This is a genomic window from Candidimonas sp. SYP-B2681, from assembly GCF_003971065.1.
Taxonomy (GTDB): Bacteria; Pseudomonadota; Gammaproteobacteria; order Burkholderiales; family Burkholderiaceae_B; genus Pollutimonas.
This window is the reverse complement of record NZ_RYDV01000002.1, coordinates 527277-543342: the sequence shown is the minus strand read 5'-3', so window position 1 is coordinate 543342 and position 16066 is coordinate 527277. Positions and strand designations below refer to the sequence as shown.

Annotated in this window: 16 protein-coding genes and 1 riboswitch; of the genes, 9 read left to right on the top strand and 7 right to left on the bottom strand. The window is 54.4% G+C overall.

Features of this window, described 5'->3' with window-relative positions:
- Window positions 1-28: 28 nt before the first annotated feature.
- Window positions 29-811, top strand: a complete 783-nt coding sequence (locus tag EKL30_RS07130) for an exodeoxyribonuclease III (protein WP_126706480.1) — start codon at window positions 29-31, stop codon at window positions 809-811.
- Between the two features lie 98 nt (window positions 812-909).
- On the opposite strand, the gene EKL30_RS07125 is transcribed toward EKL30_RS07130, so the two are convergent.
- Both EKL30_RS07125 and gltS read right to left on the bottom strand, forming a co-directional pair.
- A complete protein-coding gene (locus tag EKL30_RS07125) occupies window positions 910-2415 on the bottom strand; it encodes a TAXI family TRAP transporter solute-binding subunit (protein ID WP_126706479.1) in 1506 nt (501 codons plus the stop codon).
- A gap of 2 nt (window positions 2416-2417) precedes the next feature.
- A complete protein-coding gene (gene gltS / locus EKL30_RS07120; protein ID WP_126706478.1) occupies window positions 2418-3608 on the bottom strand; it encodes a sodium/glutamate symporter in 1191 nt (396 codons plus the stop codon).
- Window positions 3609-3749: 141 nt separating this feature from the next.
- Here gltS and EKL30_RS07115 point away from each other — a divergent pair, with 141 nt between their 5' ends.
- Together EKL30_RS07115 and EKL30_RS07105 are read left to right on the top strand one after the other, a co-directional pair.
- The gene (locus EKL30_RS07115; protein ID WP_126706477.1) at window positions 3750-4847 is read left to right on the top strand and encodes an acyltransferase; all 1098 of its coding nucleotides are present in this window, start codon (window positions 3750-3752) and stop codon (window positions 4845-4847) included.
- Window positions 4848-5118: 271 nt separating this feature from the next.
- Window positions 5119-5844 carry a cupin domain-containing protein gene (locus EKL30_RS07105; protein WP_233582871.1) on the top strand — a complete coding sequence of 242 codons (726 nt, stop codon included), beginning with the start codon at window positions 5119-5121 and terminating at the stop codon, window positions 5842-5844.
- 83 nt (window positions 5845-5927) lie between these two features.
- On the opposite strand, the gene EKL30_RS07100 is transcribed toward EKL30_RS07105, so the two are convergent.
- Window positions 5928-6116, bottom strand: coding sequence for a hypothetical protein (locus EKL30_RS07100; RefSeq protein ID WP_126706476.1), 189 nt, complete (start codon window positions 6114-6116; stop codon window positions 5928-5930).
- A gap of 157 nt (window positions 6117-6273) precedes the next feature.
- Here EKL30_RS07100 and EKL30_RS07095 point away from each other — a divergent pair, with 157 nt between their 5' ends.
- Window positions 6274-7590 (top strand): sorbosone dehydrogenase family protein, encoded by a 1317-nt coding sequence (locus EKL30_RS07095; protein WP_126706475.1) that lies wholly within the window; start codon window positions 6274-6276, stop codon window positions 7588-7590.
- On the opposite strand, the gene EKL30_RS07090 is transcribed toward EKL30_RS07095, so the two are convergent.
- From EKL30_RS07090 to EKL30_RS07080, 3 genes are all read right to left on the bottom strand, one after another.
- Entirely contained in the window at window positions 7591-8823 is a 1233-nt protein-coding gene (locus tag EKL30_RS07090) for a muropeptide transporter (protein WP_126706474.1), read from the bottom strand.
- 27 nt (window positions 8824-8850) lie between these two features.
- Window positions 8851-9462: a methionine biosynthesis protein MetW gene (metW, locus tag EKL30_RS07085; RefSeq protein ID WP_126706473.1), complete on the bottom strand. Its 612-nt coding sequence runs from the start codon at window positions 9460-9462 to the stop codon at window positions 8851-8853.
- Entirely contained in the window at window positions 9459-10712 is a 1254-nt protein-coding gene (locus tag EKL30_RS07080; RefSeq protein ID WP_126706472.1) for a homoserine O-acetyltransferase, read from the bottom strand. The genes metW and EKL30_RS07080 overlap by 4 nt, the downstream gene beginning before the upstream one ends.
- Window positions 10702-10780: riboswitch (SAM riboswitch) on the bottom strand. It overlaps the preceding gene by 11 nt.
- A gap of 144 nt (window positions 10781-10924) precedes the next feature.
- Between EKL30_RS07080 and EKL30_RS07075 the strand changes: the two genes are divergently transcribed.
- Window positions 10925-11227 carry a helix-turn-helix transcriptional regulator gene (locus EKL30_RS07075; protein WP_126706471.1) on the top strand — a complete coding sequence of 101 codons (303 nt, stop codon included), beginning with the start codon at window positions 10925-10927 and terminating at the stop codon, window positions 11225-11227.
- Here the strand turns inward: EKL30_RS07075 and EKL30_RS18970 are convergent.
- Entirely contained in the window at window positions 11124-11633 is a 510-nt protein-coding gene (locus EKL30_RS18970) for a hypothetical protein (protein WP_199748508.1), read from the bottom strand. The two genes, EKL30_RS07075 and EKL30_RS18970, sit on opposite strands and share 104 nt — an antisense overlap.
- 55 nt (window positions 11634-11688) lie before the next feature.
- On the opposite strand from EKL30_RS18970, the gene gshA reads away from it, so the two are divergent.
- The 4 genes from gshA to EKL30_RS07055 all read left to right on the top strand — a co-directional run bounded on the left by gshA (window position 11689) and on the right by EKL30_RS07055 (window position 16066).
- The gene (gene gshA / locus EKL30_RS07070) at window positions 11689-13254 is read left to right on the top strand and encodes a glutamate--cysteine ligase (protein WP_126706470.1); all 1566 of its coding nucleotides are present in this window, start codon (window positions 11689-11691) and stop codon (window positions 13252-13254) included.
- 201 nt (window positions 13255-13455) lie between these two features.
- On the top strand, window positions 13456-14112 hold the full coding sequence (locus EKL30_RS07065; RefSeq protein WP_126706575.1) for a TetR/AcrR family transcriptional regulator: 657 nt from the start codon (window positions 13456-13458) through the stop codon (window positions 14110-14112).
- 98 nt (window positions 14113-14210) lie between these two features.
- Window positions 14211-15158: an amino acid ABC transporter substrate-binding protein gene (locus EKL30_RS07060; protein WP_126706469.1), complete on the top strand. Its 948-nt coding sequence runs from the start codon at window positions 14211-14213 to the stop codon at window positions 15156-15158.
- A 149-nt stretch (window positions 15159-15307) separates the two neighbouring features.
- Window positions 15308-16066 (top strand): amino acid ABC transporter permease, encoded by a 759-nt coding sequence (locus tag EKL30_RS07055; RefSeq protein WP_126706468.1) that lies wholly within the window; start codon window positions 15308-15310, stop codon window positions 16064-16066.

The following is a 16066-nucleotide window of genomic DNA, read 5'->3' as shown; positions in this document are numbered from 1 at the left end:
ACGCTTTACCCGATTCAAGAGTCACACGATGCTACGCGTAATATCAGCCAATTTAAACGGCATTCGTTCGGCCGTCAGTAAAGGTTTCCTGGACTGGATGCCTACCCAGAATGCCGATTTTGTGTGCATGCAGGAACTGAAGGCCCAAGTCGACAACATGACGCTCGACATGTTGAACCCCGTGGGGTATTACGGCTACTTCCACTATGCCGAAAAGAAGGGCTATAGCGGCGTCGGAGTCTACGCTCGCACCCAGCCGCTTCAAGTTATCGAAGGCCTGGGCGTTCCCGAAATCGATGCTGAGGGCCGCTACCTGGAACTGGTATACGAGAACCTTTCGGTAATCTCGTTGTACTTGCCCTCTGGCTCCAGCGGTGAGCACCGTCAATCGGCCAAGTTCACCTTCATGGAGTGCTTTTTCCGCCATCTAATCGAACTTGCGAAATGCGGAAGGCAAGTCATCTTGTGTGGCGATTGGAATATCGCCCACAAGGAGATCGACCTGAAAAATTGGAAAGGAAATCTGAAAAACAGCGGCTTCCTTCCCGAAGAAAGGGCATGGCTCACGCGCGTTTTCGATGAACTCGGCTGGAGCGACGTCTATCGCAGACTATTTCCTGACGCCACCGGCGAAGCTTACACCTGGTGGAGCAACCGCGGGCAAGCTTGGGCAAAGAATGTGGGGTGGCGCATCGACTACCAGATCGCCACACCCGAAATCGCGGCTACGGCCAAAGAAGCTTCCGTTTATAAAGAGCAGCGCTTCAGCGATCACGCGCCACTGATCATCGATTACGACACCACGCTTTAGGCGATTGAAACGCCGACATCAATAAGCATAGGCTGATGTTCGGTCGCAGATTCGTTGAAAGCTTGAAACCATTTCTTGATCGCTGCGACCTGCTTTCGCTATTTTGTTGATGTCGGCCCTGGGTCGACTACTGATGCAGGCAAAGACATGCGGTCAAGCGCCTCGATAGCGGCGCCATGCATGGGGACGGATACGCCCTGCCGGCTCGTCGCAAGCGATATCTGTGCTGCCTGAGCACTACCCAAGACCGAATAGTCGTGGCCCTGTTCGAAAATATCGCGCGTCAGCGCGCCGACTTCGGCGTCGGAAAGCGTTGCGTCTGTCAGCAGAAGCGCGGCAGTCCCAATCGTTTGTATGTCGTGCTCCTGTCCGGGATACGTCCCTTTGGTGATTACGTACGGAAAATAGCCCCGTTTCTCGTCGGCAAGCTTAGATACCGCTTCTGTAGATAAGGGCAGCAAGCGCAAGGGCATGGACGTCAACGAAGCGCGAATACTGTCTGCCGGGGTGCCAATGACCTGAAATACCGCGTCGACCTCGTTGCGTTGCAGCGCAAGCAAGGCGGCGCCAAGGCCCAGTTCCTGCGCGGAGATATCGTCAAGCGTCAATCCGTGCGCCTCGAGCACACGCAGCGCAGTCGTACGCGAGGCCGAGCCGATTTCGCCGATGGCCACGCGGCTGGATCGCAAGTCGGCTATCGAGGCCCGCGTATCGTCGCCCCTGACCAATACATGCACAGGTTCGGGATATAGACTGGCAATGGCGCGCAACACGCTGTGCGGCCCCTGGCCTTCGAACGCTCCTGTGCCTTCGTAGGCGTCTAGTGCGGCGTCTCCTTGAGCCAGAGCCAGGGAAACTTTGCCCGAGCGCAGAAGCTGCAAGTTCTCTTCGCCGCCACGCGTAATCAAAGGCACACCCCGCGAATTTCGCTCAGTGAACAAGGCTTTTGCTACGCGCAGGTATTGCCCGTGCTCGGCCCCGGCCGCAATCGCGTACCCGTTCGCGAGCCTGACCAACCGGGCCTGTATGTTGTCCTGTGCAGTCGCCAATTCCTCTTGAATTGCGGCATGCTGTGCCGGAGACGAATCACGCGGGAAGGCGTCAACTACTTTGCGCAAGGCAGCCAAAATAGCCCCGATGCCTTCTGCGGAACCGGTGGCGAACCCTGGCGCCACCGGCGGCTGATAGCCGGCCGGCGCAACCGTCACCCAGCGCTGACCATCACGCCGATAGAGCGCCGTGCCGTGAGCGGTGATTACATCGCCGGCCTTGTTTCCTCCGGAGGTGATGCCAGACATGCCTTTCGGCCCCGCACCCAGACTGGAAACCAAGCCGGCCACGCCGGGAGCATTCCACGCGCTAAAGTCAATGTCCCGCTTGAGTTTGAGCGCGGCATCGAAGTAAATAATGCGCTGGTCTTCCGCTGCGGGAGCCCTGGTGTCTTTTTGTGATCCGCGCCGTTCAAGACTGACCAATTCGACGACATCTTTGGACAGTGCAAATTCAAGACGCTGTTCGATATCGGTACGCAGCGCATCTGTGTCGGGGCCCAAGCTGCAAGCTGACAGGAAAATCAGGAAGAGACAGGCAAATATAGAGCGCATGTTCAGCCTCCGACAAAGGGTATGGCCAGCATGCCCGTAAGAATAAAGGCGTTCATGATGTCTACAAAAAATGCACCTGCCAGCGGAGCGATGAGATAGCTGGTGGGCGCGGGGCCATGCTTGGCGGTAACTGCCTGCATATTGGCCATGGCGGTCGCCGTCGAGCCCATATTGAATCCGACAAAGGCTGCCGACGTAACCGCCGCTTCGTAATCACGGCCCATGAACCGGAAACATACCAGAACCACATACAGGAAGATGAACACGATCTGTACAAGAATGATCAGCACGAATGGACCGGCAGAAAGCGCAACATCGACCAGATTCAGAACCATCATGGTCATGACCAGGAACAATGAGAGGCATACGTTCGAAATGAGCTCCCCAGCGCGGTCATCGAAGCGTATTCCGATAAAGGGCAGAAGATTCCGGATGCTAATCCCGATCAGCATGCACCACAAGAATGCAGGAATAGTGATGGACCCACCTGAAAACTTGCTGGCAAGCCATTGGCCGGCGACTACTGCCGTGAAGATTCCGGCGAGCGCACCTACGGCTGCGACAGTGCTGATCGGAGCCACAGGCTGCGTCAACTCGCGCGTGACGGCGCTGTCTTCTGCCGCTGAACGCAATTTATAGCGGTTGATCAAGTATTGCGCGATGGGCCCTCCGATGACCCCTCCGACGACCAGCCCAATCGTAGCAACAGTCATGGTCAGGTCCATGACCATCTGAAGATTGTTCACTTCGGCGAAGCGGGCGGCGTAAGCGGCACCAGTTCCGTGGCCGCCGACAAGAGTTATCGACCCAGCTACAAGGCCGAAAATGGGATGCAGGTCGAGCACCTTGGCCAGACTGACTCCGATAAGGTTCTGGAGCACGATGTAAGGCAACAGCACAACCAGGAAGATCAGCAGGGCTTTACCGCCGCGCTTCAGCATACGTAAATCAGCGCAGAGGCCCACACCACTGAAGAACATCAGCAAGAAGATGGGTTTGATGGTGTGGTCGAAGGTGACTTCGAAGTCGATGGTGGCCGCCGCCACCGATGCGACTACGGCGAAGATCAGCCCGCCGGTAATGGGGTCTGGAATGTTATAGCGCGATAACACCCCGACCTTACGGTTGACCAGCGTCCCAACTAACAGCACTGCTATGGCTGCCAATAGCGAGCCCAGGGCGCTAAAACTCATGGTCATTCCATATTCAGAAGGTTGCGCTATTGTACGATGCTCGCCCCGGAGCGGAAAGTAAAGAGATCGCCCCACGCACCGACCATGCGCTGATTGAGATAAACTAGGGCTGACATATTCCGACACAATTATCAAGAAACCATGTCGCCCTCTCGTTTGCCGCTTATCGATGCCATGAAAGGTCTGGGATGCCTCGCCATCGTGTTCCACCATTTGGCGTTTTATGGGCCCATGTCGGATGTCGTGCATACCGCCGCACCAATTCTGATTGACTGGCTGTTTAACCATGCCCGTCTAGCCGTGCAAATATTCCTGGTTTTAGCGGGGTATCTCGTTGCGGCCCAAATAGCGCCTCAGGGACAAATCATCGATATTCCGTGGAGCTCTTTACTCTGGAAGCGCTACAAACGTCTGATCACGCCCTTTCTGTTTGCTGTGGCGATCACTATGCTCGTTACCGCTTTGGTACGTCCATGGTTTGAGCATGCATCCCTTTCTGCAGCTCCCAGCCTGCTGCAGCTATTGGCGCATGCACTCTTGCTGCACGACCTGCTGGGCATGGAAGCGTTGTCGGCGGGGGTTTGGTATGTCGCCGTCGATATGCAGTTATTTGCCGCAACGATGTTGCTGACGGCCCTGGCTACTTATGCCCCGGCGTCCTGGCGGCCCGGATTTCCCATTTTGATTATGGCGCTTGTGGCCGCATCGCTATGGGTAATCAACCGCGATACTTCCTTTGACGACTATGCCCCTTATTTTTTTGGCGCGTACGGCCTGGGCATGCTGTCTTACTGGGCCAGCCATAGTTCGTCGCGCAAGTCGCTGTTGATGAGCATAGTGCTATTAAGCGCGGTAGCGCTCTGGCTCCAATACCGCGACTCCGTTGCGGTGGTTTTCGCGATGGCGCTGTTGCTTAGCCTCGCTGGGCAGAAACAGTCACTGAAAGGCTGGCCGTGCTCGGGGTCGCTGATATGGCTTGGGCGCAGATCCTATTCTATCTTTCTAATTCACTTCGGTGTCTGCGTCGCTTTCAATGCTATCTGGCATGTGCTGTTTCCCTCTGGCATCCTGGAGAACACCCTGGGCATACTCGCGGCCGCAGGAGCATCCATTGCAGCAGGCGCGGTGCTGTTCAATTACGTAGAAAACAAGCGAGATGTATTAGCCCATAACGTAGCAACGATGAGCCTTGTGTTGATCATTACCGCAACCATGATATTTGAAGCCATGGCTGGTTAAGGGTCATCACGACGTGTGTCCGTCAGAGGTCGAGCACACCGCGATAACCTCGCCCGTGCCGTCGGACATTGGGATCCGCACTTCGTCTAGCGCCATGGCGCTGCTTACCACAATGAAGTCATGAAAATTCAGTGAGCTCGCACGGATGCGGACACTGATTTCACCAGCGCCGAGTCGATTGCCGATTTATCGCGCGCAGCAATTTCGAAAGCCGCTGACTGGACTTGAGCCCTAGGCGAAAGTAAAGTCTAACAATGGAAAGCAGTAATATGTGCAAACATCCATTCTAAATACCGGCGCCTTGCCCCAAGAGGCAATCGTTATGCTCTTGAATGCAGACCTCACTATTCGAACCGCGATTCATGCTGGACGTCAGAACTGGGTGGCGAGCCCTGCAAAAGGCGTCGAGCGCCGCATGCTTTTTCGTATCGGTGAAGAAAAAGCTCGGGCCACCTCAATCGTGCGATATGCGGCGCAAAGTCGCTTTCCCTGGCACATGCATCCTGGTGGCGAAGAGTTCATGGTGCTTGAAGGAGTCTTCCAAGACGAAGGTGGGGATTACCCCGCCGGATCTTATGTAAGAAATCCGCCCGGGACTCGTCACACACCGGCATCCGAGGCCGGCTGCGTCATCTTCGTCAAACTGTGGCAATTCCGACAGGACGATCTCGAACGGGTCATATATTTGCCTGGCAAGGATGATGCGCAGCAAAAAGGCGTTAACAAGGCGACTTCTATTGGCTTATTCAACAATACGCACGAGCATGTTGCTCTTAAATATTGGCCACCCGAAAGTCCTTTCCAAATTGAGAACCCCGAAGGCCTGGAGCTTCTGATTGTCTCCGGTTCGTTTACAGACGGCCAGGAGACCTTCGAACCGTTATCGTGGTTGAGGCTGCCACCAGGGATGAATTTAAACGCCCATGCGGAGTCCGGCGGATGCCAAGTATGGATGAAAGCCGGACCTTCGCTGCCCGATAATATTTGCGAATTCTGATGACGGCGCGGCCGCCACCGGGAAGACCCGGTGTAAAGCCGCTTAGAAGGACAACGTTCTTGCCGGAAAAGAGATCGAAATACCTAGGCTGTTACGTGCAAACGCGTTCCGACCGGCCCGGACACTGAGAGCTTCGGGATGGAATCCATGACGCTGGAAATGGCCTGAGCCTGGGAGTCAAGGACTTTGCGCAAAAGCACGTTTTGTTGTTCTCGGGCGGCATGAATCCCTTTCAGGCTTAACGCTGCGCCGACAGTGCTTTCAACGGACATATGCATAATCGATCCCAGAGACGTGGAGAAGGTTGATAGCATAGCGGGGGGCATGGGCCGCGTCAAACAAGTATGACGTATGATGCATTTGTACGGGCCAGAAAAGAGCCTTGGGCAACTGTAGAGCCACTCTTCAAAACCAAACTGGAGAGCTTGAATGCGCCATCGACTGCACTTTCAATTTGCTGCCCTGCCCCGGCTGCTTCTCGCGGCATGTGGCGACATTGCGAAGCTTCCAGAGCAGGCCGGTGTCGGTCCGCATCCCATCTTGCCGCCGCCCAACCCCAGGCGCTTGCCTACGGTGAACATTGCGCCCGCTATAGGATGGCCGCCAGGTGCGTCGCCAACGCCCGCCGAGGGCCTTGCCGTAGCAAGCTTTGCTTCGGAACTTGATCATCCACGTTGGCTCTATGTATTGCCTAACGGCGATGTCCTGGTCGCAGAGACCAATGCACCTCCTAAGCCGAACGACAATAAAGGCATCAAAAACTGGATAACCACACAAGTTATGAAGCAGGCCGGTGCAGGTGGCAAGAGTGCGAATCGCATCACCTTGCTGCGTGACGCCGATGGCGACGGCGTCGCAGAGGTCCGCAGCGCCTTCTTGCAAGACCTAAACTCGCCCTTTGGCATGGCACTGATCAGTGACGCTTTATACGTGGCCAATACCGATGTGCTTCTCCGCTTTCCGTATCGAACCGGAGACACCACCATAACGTCAGCGGGCGTGAAGGTGGTAGACCTGCCAGCCGGTACGATCAATCATCATTGGACCAAAAATGTGATAGCCAGCCGTGATGGCACACGCCTGTATGTAACCGTTGGGTCCAACAGCAACGTCGCCGAAAACGGCATGGAAAACGAGATTGATCGGGCGGCCATTCTGGAAGTCGATCCCGTCACCGGCCACACCCGTGTTTTTGCGACAGGCCTGCGCAACCCCAACGGTCTGGCCTGGCAGCCGCAAAGCGGCGCGCTATGGACGACGGTCAACGAACGCGACGAAATTGGCAGTGATTTGGTGCCGGACTATATGACTTCCGTCGAAGACGGCGGATTTTATGGCTGGCCTTTCAGCTACTATGGCCGGCATGTGGACACCAGGGTACAGCCGCAACGGCTCGATTTGGTAGATAAAGCACGAGTCCCCGATTATGCCTTGGGCGCGCATACCGCCTCGCTGGGATTGGCCTTCTATGAAGGAGACCTGCTGCCTAAACGATTCTGGAACGGGGCATTCATTGGCCAGCACGGCTCCTGGAACCGACGTCCTCACAGCGGGTACAAAGTCATGTTCGTGCCGTTCGAAAATGGCCGCCCAGCAGGTTCCCCCGTTGACATCCTGACAGGCTTTCTTAATGAATACGGTGAGGCGCTGGGGCGGCCAGTAGGCGTGGCCATTGACAGGACCGGCGCCTTGCTGGTCGCTGACGACGTTGGGAACATCATTTGGCGTGTCGTACCCGCCAAATAATCAGCGCGCTGTTTCTAGCCCATCTATCTCGGCACGCCGCATACGAAGCAAAATTAAGCCCGGGACAGCAATGAGTACAGTGATGACAAAAAAGCCCGGCCATCCTATGGATTCGACCAAAGGCGGCGTGAGCGGTCCAGCCAGATAAGTGCGCCCAACTGCCGACAGGGCGGACAACAAGGCAAACTGCGTGGCAGAGAACTCGTGCTTGCATAAAGCCATAAGCAACGCTACAAAAGCCGCCGTACCCAGGCCGCCGCAGAGGTTCTCGACGCCCACAACCAAGGCCATGGAATACACATGGGGCGGCGTCACGGCAAGCACCCAATATCCGAAGTTCGACACGGCTTGCAGCAAGCCAAACAACATTAAAGATCGGTACAGACCAAGGCGAGACATGAAGGCGCCGCCTGCCAGGGCTCCGATAATCGTCGCAGCCAAACCGAACACCTTATTGACTGCACCGACCTCGGTACCAGTGAATCCAGCACCGCGCAGCAAGAACGTCGTTGACAGCGCTCCGGCAAAGGCATCGCCGAGCTTGTACAAGACGATAAGCAACAATATGCTCAGCGCGCCAGGCCTCTTGAAGAACTCCAGTAGTGGTTCGACCACTGCGATCGCAAGCGATCTGGGCGCCCGTGCGACGACCTCGGGTTCAGGCGCAAGTACGGTGGCGACCGCGCACAGCGCCATCAAAGCGCCCATGACAAAATAGGTATTGCCCCACCCCAGCCACCGATCCGCCAGGACCAGCGCTAATCCTCCCGACACAATCATCGCGACACGATAACCCAGCACTTTTACCGCCGCGCCTGCGGCGCGCTCTTCTTTGCGTAGCACGTCGGTGCTGTAGGCGTCAAAAGCGATATCCTGCGTTGCTGATAAAAAGGCCACTATCACGGCGAGCAGGGCCAATATCATCAGATTATCGGATGGGGAATACAGACCCATGGCCGCGATGACGGCACCAAGAAGCAATTGCGTGAAAAATATCCAGCTACGGCGGCGCCCGAGGACCGGCGGGGCGTAGCGATCAACCAGCGGCGCCCATAGGAACTTGAGCGTGTACGCGGTGCCGATTAGCGTCAGAAAACCAATATTCTGGAGGGAAACACCCGACAGGGTTGCCCAAGCCTGTAATGTTCCGCCTGTCAACGCCAGCGGCAACCCGCTTGCAAAGCCCAGCACCAATAAGGGGATAACACGCGGGCTGGCATAAACACGGGTCAACGAAGCGATGATCGGGCCTCTTTCTTTTTAGTACGGTGATTCAAAGCGGTAAACGGCCAAAGTACTACGCCAACCGGGCAACATTTTAATTTCTTTATTACCATTGAATGTCGCCAGGTGCGTGATGCGCAAACTCAATGCCAGAGCAAGGTCCTCAAAATCCTTAAGCGTGCATAAGTGGATATTGGGAGTATCAAACCACTGATATGGCATCTCACCCGTCACCGGCATGCGTCCTGAAAGAATCGACCATCCATGAGGCCAATAGCCAAAGTTCGGAAACGACACAATACCAAATCGCGCCACCCGCGCCATTTCACGCAAGATATGCTCTGTGTGATGCATGGATTGGAGAGTCCGCGACAGCACAACCGTGTCGAACTGCTGGTCGTCAAATAAAGCCAGCCCTTCTTCCAGGTTCTGCTGTATGACCTGGACGCCCCGGCGAACCGAAGCGATGACGAGCTCATCGCTAAGTTCTACCCCCGCCCCAGTAACGTTCTTACTATTCTGCAAATAGGCAAGTAACGTTCCGTCGCCGCAGCCCAAATCCAGAACCCGGCTTTCGGGTTCGATCCAGCTTGCAATGCGTTTGAGGTCCGCGCGGACATGTTTGGGTGCTACGGTGGATCGGCTCACGCTAACACCCCCCTGATCTGACCGCGCTCCGGCAAGCCGAGCTTGGCGGCAATTCGGTCGTAATAGCCCTGCACCACCGCGTGATATCGAACATCGTCTAGCAGGAAAGCGTCATGACCATGAGGTGCGTCGATCTCTGCGTAAGTGACAGGACGCTTGTTCTTAAGCAAGGAGCGCACGATTTCACGTGACCTGGCTGGCGGAAAACGCCAGTCAGTGCTGAATGAAATCAACAAAAAATCAGCACTAACGTCGCGCAGGGCGCGGTCCAGGTCGCCGCCATGATTGCGGGCCGGATCGAAATAATCGAGTGCCCGCGTTATTAACAAATAGGTGTTCGCATCGAAGTAAGTGGAGAACTTCTCACCTTGATAGCGCAGGTAAGACTCCACTTCGAACTCTACGTCATAGCCGTAATGGAATTCGCCATTATCGGCCGGTGAGCGCTGCGTGCGGCCAAACTTCTCGGCCATGTCGTCGTCGGACAGATAGGTTATATGCCCCACCATGCGCGCCACCGACAAGCCGTGTCGGGGTACAACATTGTGGCAATAGTAATCGCCACCATGGAAGTCCGGATCACTGATAATGGAACGCCGCGCGACCTCGTTGAATCCGATATTTTGTGCCGACAGTCGAGGTGTGCTGGCAATAACAATGCAATGGCCGATACGATCGGGGCATGTAATGGCCCAGCTCAAGGCCTGCATGCCGCCAAGTGAACCACCCATCACAGCAGCCAGCTTCTGAATTCCGAAATGGTCGGCAAGACGAGCCTGGGCTTGCACCCAGTCTTCCACCGTAAGCATCGGAAAAGCGGCAGCCCAGCGATCATTGGTTTCTGGATTTATGCTGGCTGGCCCCGTCGACCCAAAACACGAGCCAATATTATTAACGCCAATCACGAAAAATCTATCGGTATCCACGGCCTTGCCAGGCCCAACCATATTGTCCCACCACCCAATGTCTTTCGGATTAGTGGCCGAAATGCCGGCCACATGATGGGAGGCATTCAGCGCATGGCAGATCAGCACGGCATTGCTGCGTTCAGCGTTCAGGCTGCCATAGGTTTCCACCGCCAACTCATAACAAGGCAGCACCTGGCCGCTGGTCAGGTGAAGGGGTTCGTTGAACGATATAAATTGGGGACTGACAATTCCGACAGATCCGGGCGGCACCGCGACGGTGGGGGCGGGCGATGAAGCTGTAGCGGCAATTGAAGAAGTATCAGGTACGGAAGTATCGGCCATAAGGACCTCTTTAGCTGGATTTATGAGGCGCCCGCAAGCAGATCAAGCAAATCGGCGCTATTACGAATATTGATTTTATCACCTGATGTCGACCTGTATCCAGACAGTGCCCGCGGGCGCTTTTATCCGGCCCCATTTACCTTCCAGACAATACTTGATACATTTGATGAAAAAATGTAATTAATATATGAATCAAATAGGAGGGGCGGCGCATGAAACCGCTAACAAGCCGCGAGCTGGCATGTCTACGCTGGGCGGCATTTGGTAAGACAAGTTGGGAGATGGGTGTAATTCTTGGGCTTACCGAAAGAACAATCAATTTCCATATTCACAATGCGTGCCGCAAGCTAGGCGTGCATGGACGCCAGGCAGCAATTACTGCGGCGCTGCAATCGGGTTTGCTGCCAGCCCTTACCGAGCCACCTGTATTCCGCTCAAAAACTCATCAGCTTCGGCCTGCGGAAATGTTGCCTGATCCGCGGTCACAATCGCCTCTACCAGCGCATGACTCGTGAGCCATACCCTGGCGCGCATGCGTATATCGCTCTGCCCAGACCGACCGTCAATCGCAAAAGCCTCACCTGATTCTGGAAGCTTCGCTGGAACCGTGGCACCGACATTACGATAAAGCGACGTCACTACAGCCGAAACAAACTCTTGCGCTTTTGCCGGATCTGACCGCAGAGCTTCGGGCAACGGAGCATAGGCTACCGCGAATACAACGTCGTCGACGCTGGCCGTAGTAAGCCCAAATCGTATCTCATGACCAGAAAAATTCAGGGGCCGCTCCTGCGTTATAGGCCTATCCGGGAAAAAGGCATGCACTGCGCCACCAGCCACCGAGATCTCCCTCCAGTTATAGCTGGGCGTGCAGGCCAGCAGCAGGCCCGATAACAATACTATTAGCGCAATACGTGTCAACTCCAACCCCTCAGGTAAAATCAGCTGCGATAAAGACTTCTAAAGATGCCCTGTAATGACTTCAACTAACCAACGCCTTGCTACGCTCGGTCAAAACCTGCCCGAGCTGAAAGGAATTTTGCGCGGTATCGAAAAAGAAGGGCTGCGCGTCGATGAACAGGGCACCTTGGCTAAAACGCCGCATCCGCCGGCGTTGGGCTCCGCTTTGACGAACTCCAGGATCACCACCGACTATTCCGAGTCGCTGCTCGAGCTTATTACAGGCACGCACGATTCTATAGAAAGCCTGCACGAAGAACTGGAAGTAACACACCGATTCGTCGCTCAACAGTTGCAGCATGAATTAGTATGGAACCAGTCCATGCCAGCCCTGTTGCCTTCGGAAGCCGATATCCCCGTAGCCTGGTATGGCACGTCTAATTCCGGCATGTTAAAGCATGTGTATCGGCGCGGGCTAGCCGAACGATATGGAAAAGCCATGCAGTGCATTGCCGGCGTTCATTATAATTTTTCATTGCCTGACACGTTCTGGGATCTTACCGGCATCACGGGAAATTCGCCCGAAGACCAGCGTTCTAAAGGCTATTTGGCCCTGATCCGCAACTTTACCCGGCATTCGTGGCTCCTGATGTACCTGTTTGGTGCATCGCCGGCTGTGTCGAAAAGCTTTATGCAACGCATTGATGAGCATTCTTTGCATGAATTCGACGCCGATACGCTGTACTTGCCTTACGCCACCAGCCTGCGCATGAGCGACCTGGGGTACCAGAACAAGGCGCAATCCGACTTGCAGCTTTGCTACAACGACCTGGAAACGTTCCTGACCCGCCTTTACGGCGCTGTCACCACCCCGTGGCCAGAATACGAAAAGATTGGCACTCACCGCAATGGCGAATGGATACAACTCAACACGAACATCCTGCAAATAGAGAACGAGTTTTATTCCAACATCCGTCCTAAACGCACTACGGGGCGAGGCGAACGGCCCGCAACGGCGCTTGCGGAACGAGGTGTGCAATATATTGAAGTGCGCTGCCTGGACATCGATCCCACTTCCCCCGTAGGTATTTCCACAGATACCAGTCGGTTCATGGATGCTTTCCTGCTGTTCTGTGCCGTTGAAGAAAGCGCTATGTTTCCTAATAACGGATATTGCCGCGATAGCCACGACAACTTTGGCTTAGTCGTCAAGGAAGGGCGCAAACCGGGTCTTGTGCTGGTGAAGCAGAACAAACCGATATCGTTGGCCGAATGGGGCAAAGAATTACTTCAGCGCCTGATACCCTATGCAGACCTGCTGGATACCGTGCATGGGGGCGACCATTACGCCCGGGCGATATCAGCACAAAACATCAAACTTCACGACAGCGACCAAACCCCTTCAGCGCAACTTCTACAACAGATGCGCGACGAAGGCTTAAGCCTGCACGACTACTCGCTGAAACAGAGCTCGCAGCATCGCGACGCTTTGCGTGCACAAAGCTTAAGCGCAAGCACCTTGGAACAGTACAAACAAATTGTCCATAGGTCGGTCACCGACCAGAAGCGACTGGAAGATAGTGATTCGGAAGACTTTTCCAGCTATGTAGCGCGCTTTCATGCGGCCCTTCGCCGCCCCTGATTGGCCCCAATAAATTCATAGAAGTGCAATGTAGCGCCCACCCCGGCCTTCCCATGGCCGGGGGTATATCCCTATAAAAATCTTCTTGTCCCGGCCTTGCCGAAACTGTTAGAATTTTTTGTGACCATACGGTCACATTTTTTATAACTCCGATTGCGTTGAGCAGAAAACCGGACTAAGGATATGACCACCGCCAAGAAAGTGTCGCGTCGCGAACAAACAGAGCGTCTGATACTCGACGCACTGGAATTGCAAATTCGCGAGAATGGCATGGCTGCGGTAGGAATCAATGCCATCGCAAAACGCGCAGGTGTCAGCAAGGAACTCATCTATCGTTATTTCGGCGGCATGTCCGGACTCATGCTTGCCTGGATGCAAGAACAGGATTTCTGGACCGGCCGCTCTGGTTTACTCAAGGACAACGAGTCAAGCCAACGCCCCCCTTCAGAATTAGTCATGTCCATGCTCAAGGCGCAAATCGAAGCGCTGGGAAGTAACGATACCCTTCGGGAAATTCGCCTGTGGGAACTTGTCGAGCGGAACGACTTGACGGCTCAGCTAGCCGATCGTAGAGAACGGGCAGCTCGTTCCTTCATAGACCGTATAGACGGCCTGACAGAAGAAGCCGATATTCCGGCGATAGTCAGCATTATGTTGGCGGGAGTGCTGTATATGAAGCTGCGCGCTAAAACTGAAAGCCACTTTCTGGGGGTTCCATTGCGAACCGATGAGGGATGGGCACGCTTATATGGTGCTTTGGAACATATTGGCCACGGATTTCCTCAAGCTCTACAGAATGTGCCACTAGCCGATTTAGAGAAACAACGAAAACCAAAAGGCTCCAGCACGAAAGCATAACAACGTATGACCTGAAAACCGATGACTGGATCGCTCGATTAAAACCGCTTTTACACCTTTACCACTCACTAGGGTCTATGACTCTCAAAGGATAAGCAATGCTACTCAAAAGCTCAAAGTTTGTTGTTGCAGCCATCGGAGCCGGTGTTCTGGCGACATCGGTCCAGGCATCCGATCTGGCCGGTACTCTCAAAAAGATCAACGAGTCTGGCAGTATTTCTTTAGGAGTGCGGGAAACATCTGTCCCGTTTAACTATCAAGACGATAAACAGGACTTTCACGGTTATTCGCTGGATCTATGCATGAAGGTCGTAGAACAAGTGCGCAAATCTTTGGCGCGCCCCGATATCAAGGTGATTCTTACTCCTACGACTGCAGCCACTCGGATCCCATTATTGGCAAATGGCACGACAGATATGCAATGCGATGGGGCTTCCAATACTGCTGAACGGCAAAAACAAGTCGCTTTTTCGCCTACCGTCTTCATTACCGGGAATCGGCTGCTGGCTAAAAAAACATCCAACATCAACAAGCTCGATGACATGCAAGGCAAGCCCATTGTTTCCATGTCGGGGACGACAAATATCAGACAAATTTCACAATTGAATGTGGAAAGAAAATTGGGTATGACAGTCGCCACGGCGACGGAACACAGCGAGGCCTTCTTGTTGGTCGAGACGGGACGCGCGGTTGCCTACGCGCAAGATGACATTCACTCCGCCGCCCTCATTGCCAGTTCAAAAAATCCTGAAGCGTATGCCATCTCACAAGAATCATTGTCGGTGGATCCATACGGACTCATGTTGCGCCGTGACGACCCACAATTCAAAGCAGCGGTAGATACGGCGATTACCGATGTATTTCGATCAGGAGAGATCGAAAAAATCTATTCGAAATGGTTTCTATCGCCGATCCCTCCCAAGGGTATCAACTTGAATTGGCCTATTTCGGATTACCTCCGGGCGGCAATAGCCAACCCCACCGACTCCCCAGACCCAGCGCACTACTTCGCCTTGGTAAATAAAGCCGGTTCACCGTCGAAATAGGTCGTACGCAGCAGTGCGCCTATCTCTCCTTTGTCGTCTATAGAGCGGAGGCATCCGTATATCCGCATGCTTCCGCTCGACCTCCGTCCAAAAAAGGACCAATGCGCGAAGCATTGGCTTCCAGGAATCACTAGTTGGATGAACAAACCATGAATTACAACTGGAACTGGGGAATATTCTGGGAACAGTCTCCGTACGGTCACGGCTCGGGAAACTATATAGACATGCTCTTACATGGGCTATATCTGACACTATTGACTTCAGCCATCGCCGCGATCATTGCTGTATCGATCGGCATAATCGTTGGAACCGCCCGTACTTTGCCCAGCCGCTGGCTAAGACGCGCAACGAATGCCTACATCGAGGTGTTCCGGAATATCCCTCTTCTGGTTCAATTTTTCTTGTGGTTTTTTGTTGTGCCCGAACTCCTGCCCGAAACAGTGGGCACATGGCTTAAAACGCTGCCGGATTCGCCCTTCCTGACGGCGATCGTGTGCCTGGGTTTCTTTCACTCGGTCCGAATTGCCATCATGCTTTCGTCGGGCATCAATTCGTTGCCGCCAGGCCAGAAGTTAGCGGGGAATGCGCTGGGTTTTACATTGCCACAGACTTATCGCTACGTACTGCTGCCGATGGCGTTCCGTATAGCGTTGCCGCCTTTAGGAAGCGAGTGTCTAAACATCATAAAAAACAGCGCGGTGGGCCTGACAATAGGGCTGCTCGAGCTTACCGCCAGCACGCGTGCAATGAGCGAATTTTCGTTCCAAACCTTTGAGGCGTTTACGGCAGCCACACTGATCTATCTGCTCATCAACGTGACGATTCTTATGTTCATGCGTTTGCTGGAAAAGCGCGTAGCCATACCCGGATTTAGCGGCAGCAAATCTGTTTCGCAAAGGAAAAACTGA

Coding starts and splice junctions, on each gene's coding strand:
- EKL30_RS07130 (WP_126706480.1), top strand. CDS start 29: ATGCTACGCGTAATATCAGCCAATTTAAACGGCATTCGTTCGGCCGTC.
- EKL30_RS07125 (WP_126706479.1), bottom strand. CDS start 2,415: ATGCGCTCTATATTTGCCTGTCTCTTCCTGATTTTCCTGTCAGCTTGC.
- gltS (WP_126706478.1), bottom strand. CDS start 3,608: ATGAGTTTTAGCGCCCTGGGCTCGCTATTGGCAGCCATAGCAGTGCTG.
- EKL30_RS07115 (WP_126706477.1), top strand. CDS start 3,750: ATGTCGCCCTCTCGTTTGCCGCTTATCGATGCCATGAAAGGTCTGGGA.
- EKL30_RS07100 (WP_126706476.1), bottom strand. CDS start 6,116: ATGTCCGTTGAAAGCACTGTCGGCGCAGCGTTAAGCCTGAAAGGGATT.
- EKL30_RS07095 (WP_126706475.1), top strand. CDS start 6,274: ATGCGCCATCGACTGCACTTTCAATTTGCTGCCCTGCCCCGGCTGCTT.
- EKL30_RS07080 (WP_126706472.1), bottom strand. CDS start 10,712: ATGGCCGATACTTCCGTACCTGATACTTCTTCAATTGCCGCTACAGCT.
- EKL30_RS07075 (WP_126706471.1), top strand. CDS start 10,925: ATGAAACCGCTAACAAGCCGCGAGCTGGCATGTCTACGCTGGGCGGCA.
- gshA (WP_126706470.1), top strand. CDS start 11,689: ATGACTTCAACTAACCAACGCCTTGCTACGCTCGGTCAAAACCTGCCC.
- EKL30_RS07060 (WP_126706469.1), top strand. CDS start 14,211: ATGCTACTCAAAAGCTCAAAGTTTGTTGTTGCAGCCATCGGAGCCGGT.
- EKL30_RS07055 (WP_126706468.1), top strand. CDS start 15,308: ATGAATTACAACTGGAACTGGGGAATATTCTGGGAACAGTCTCCGTAC.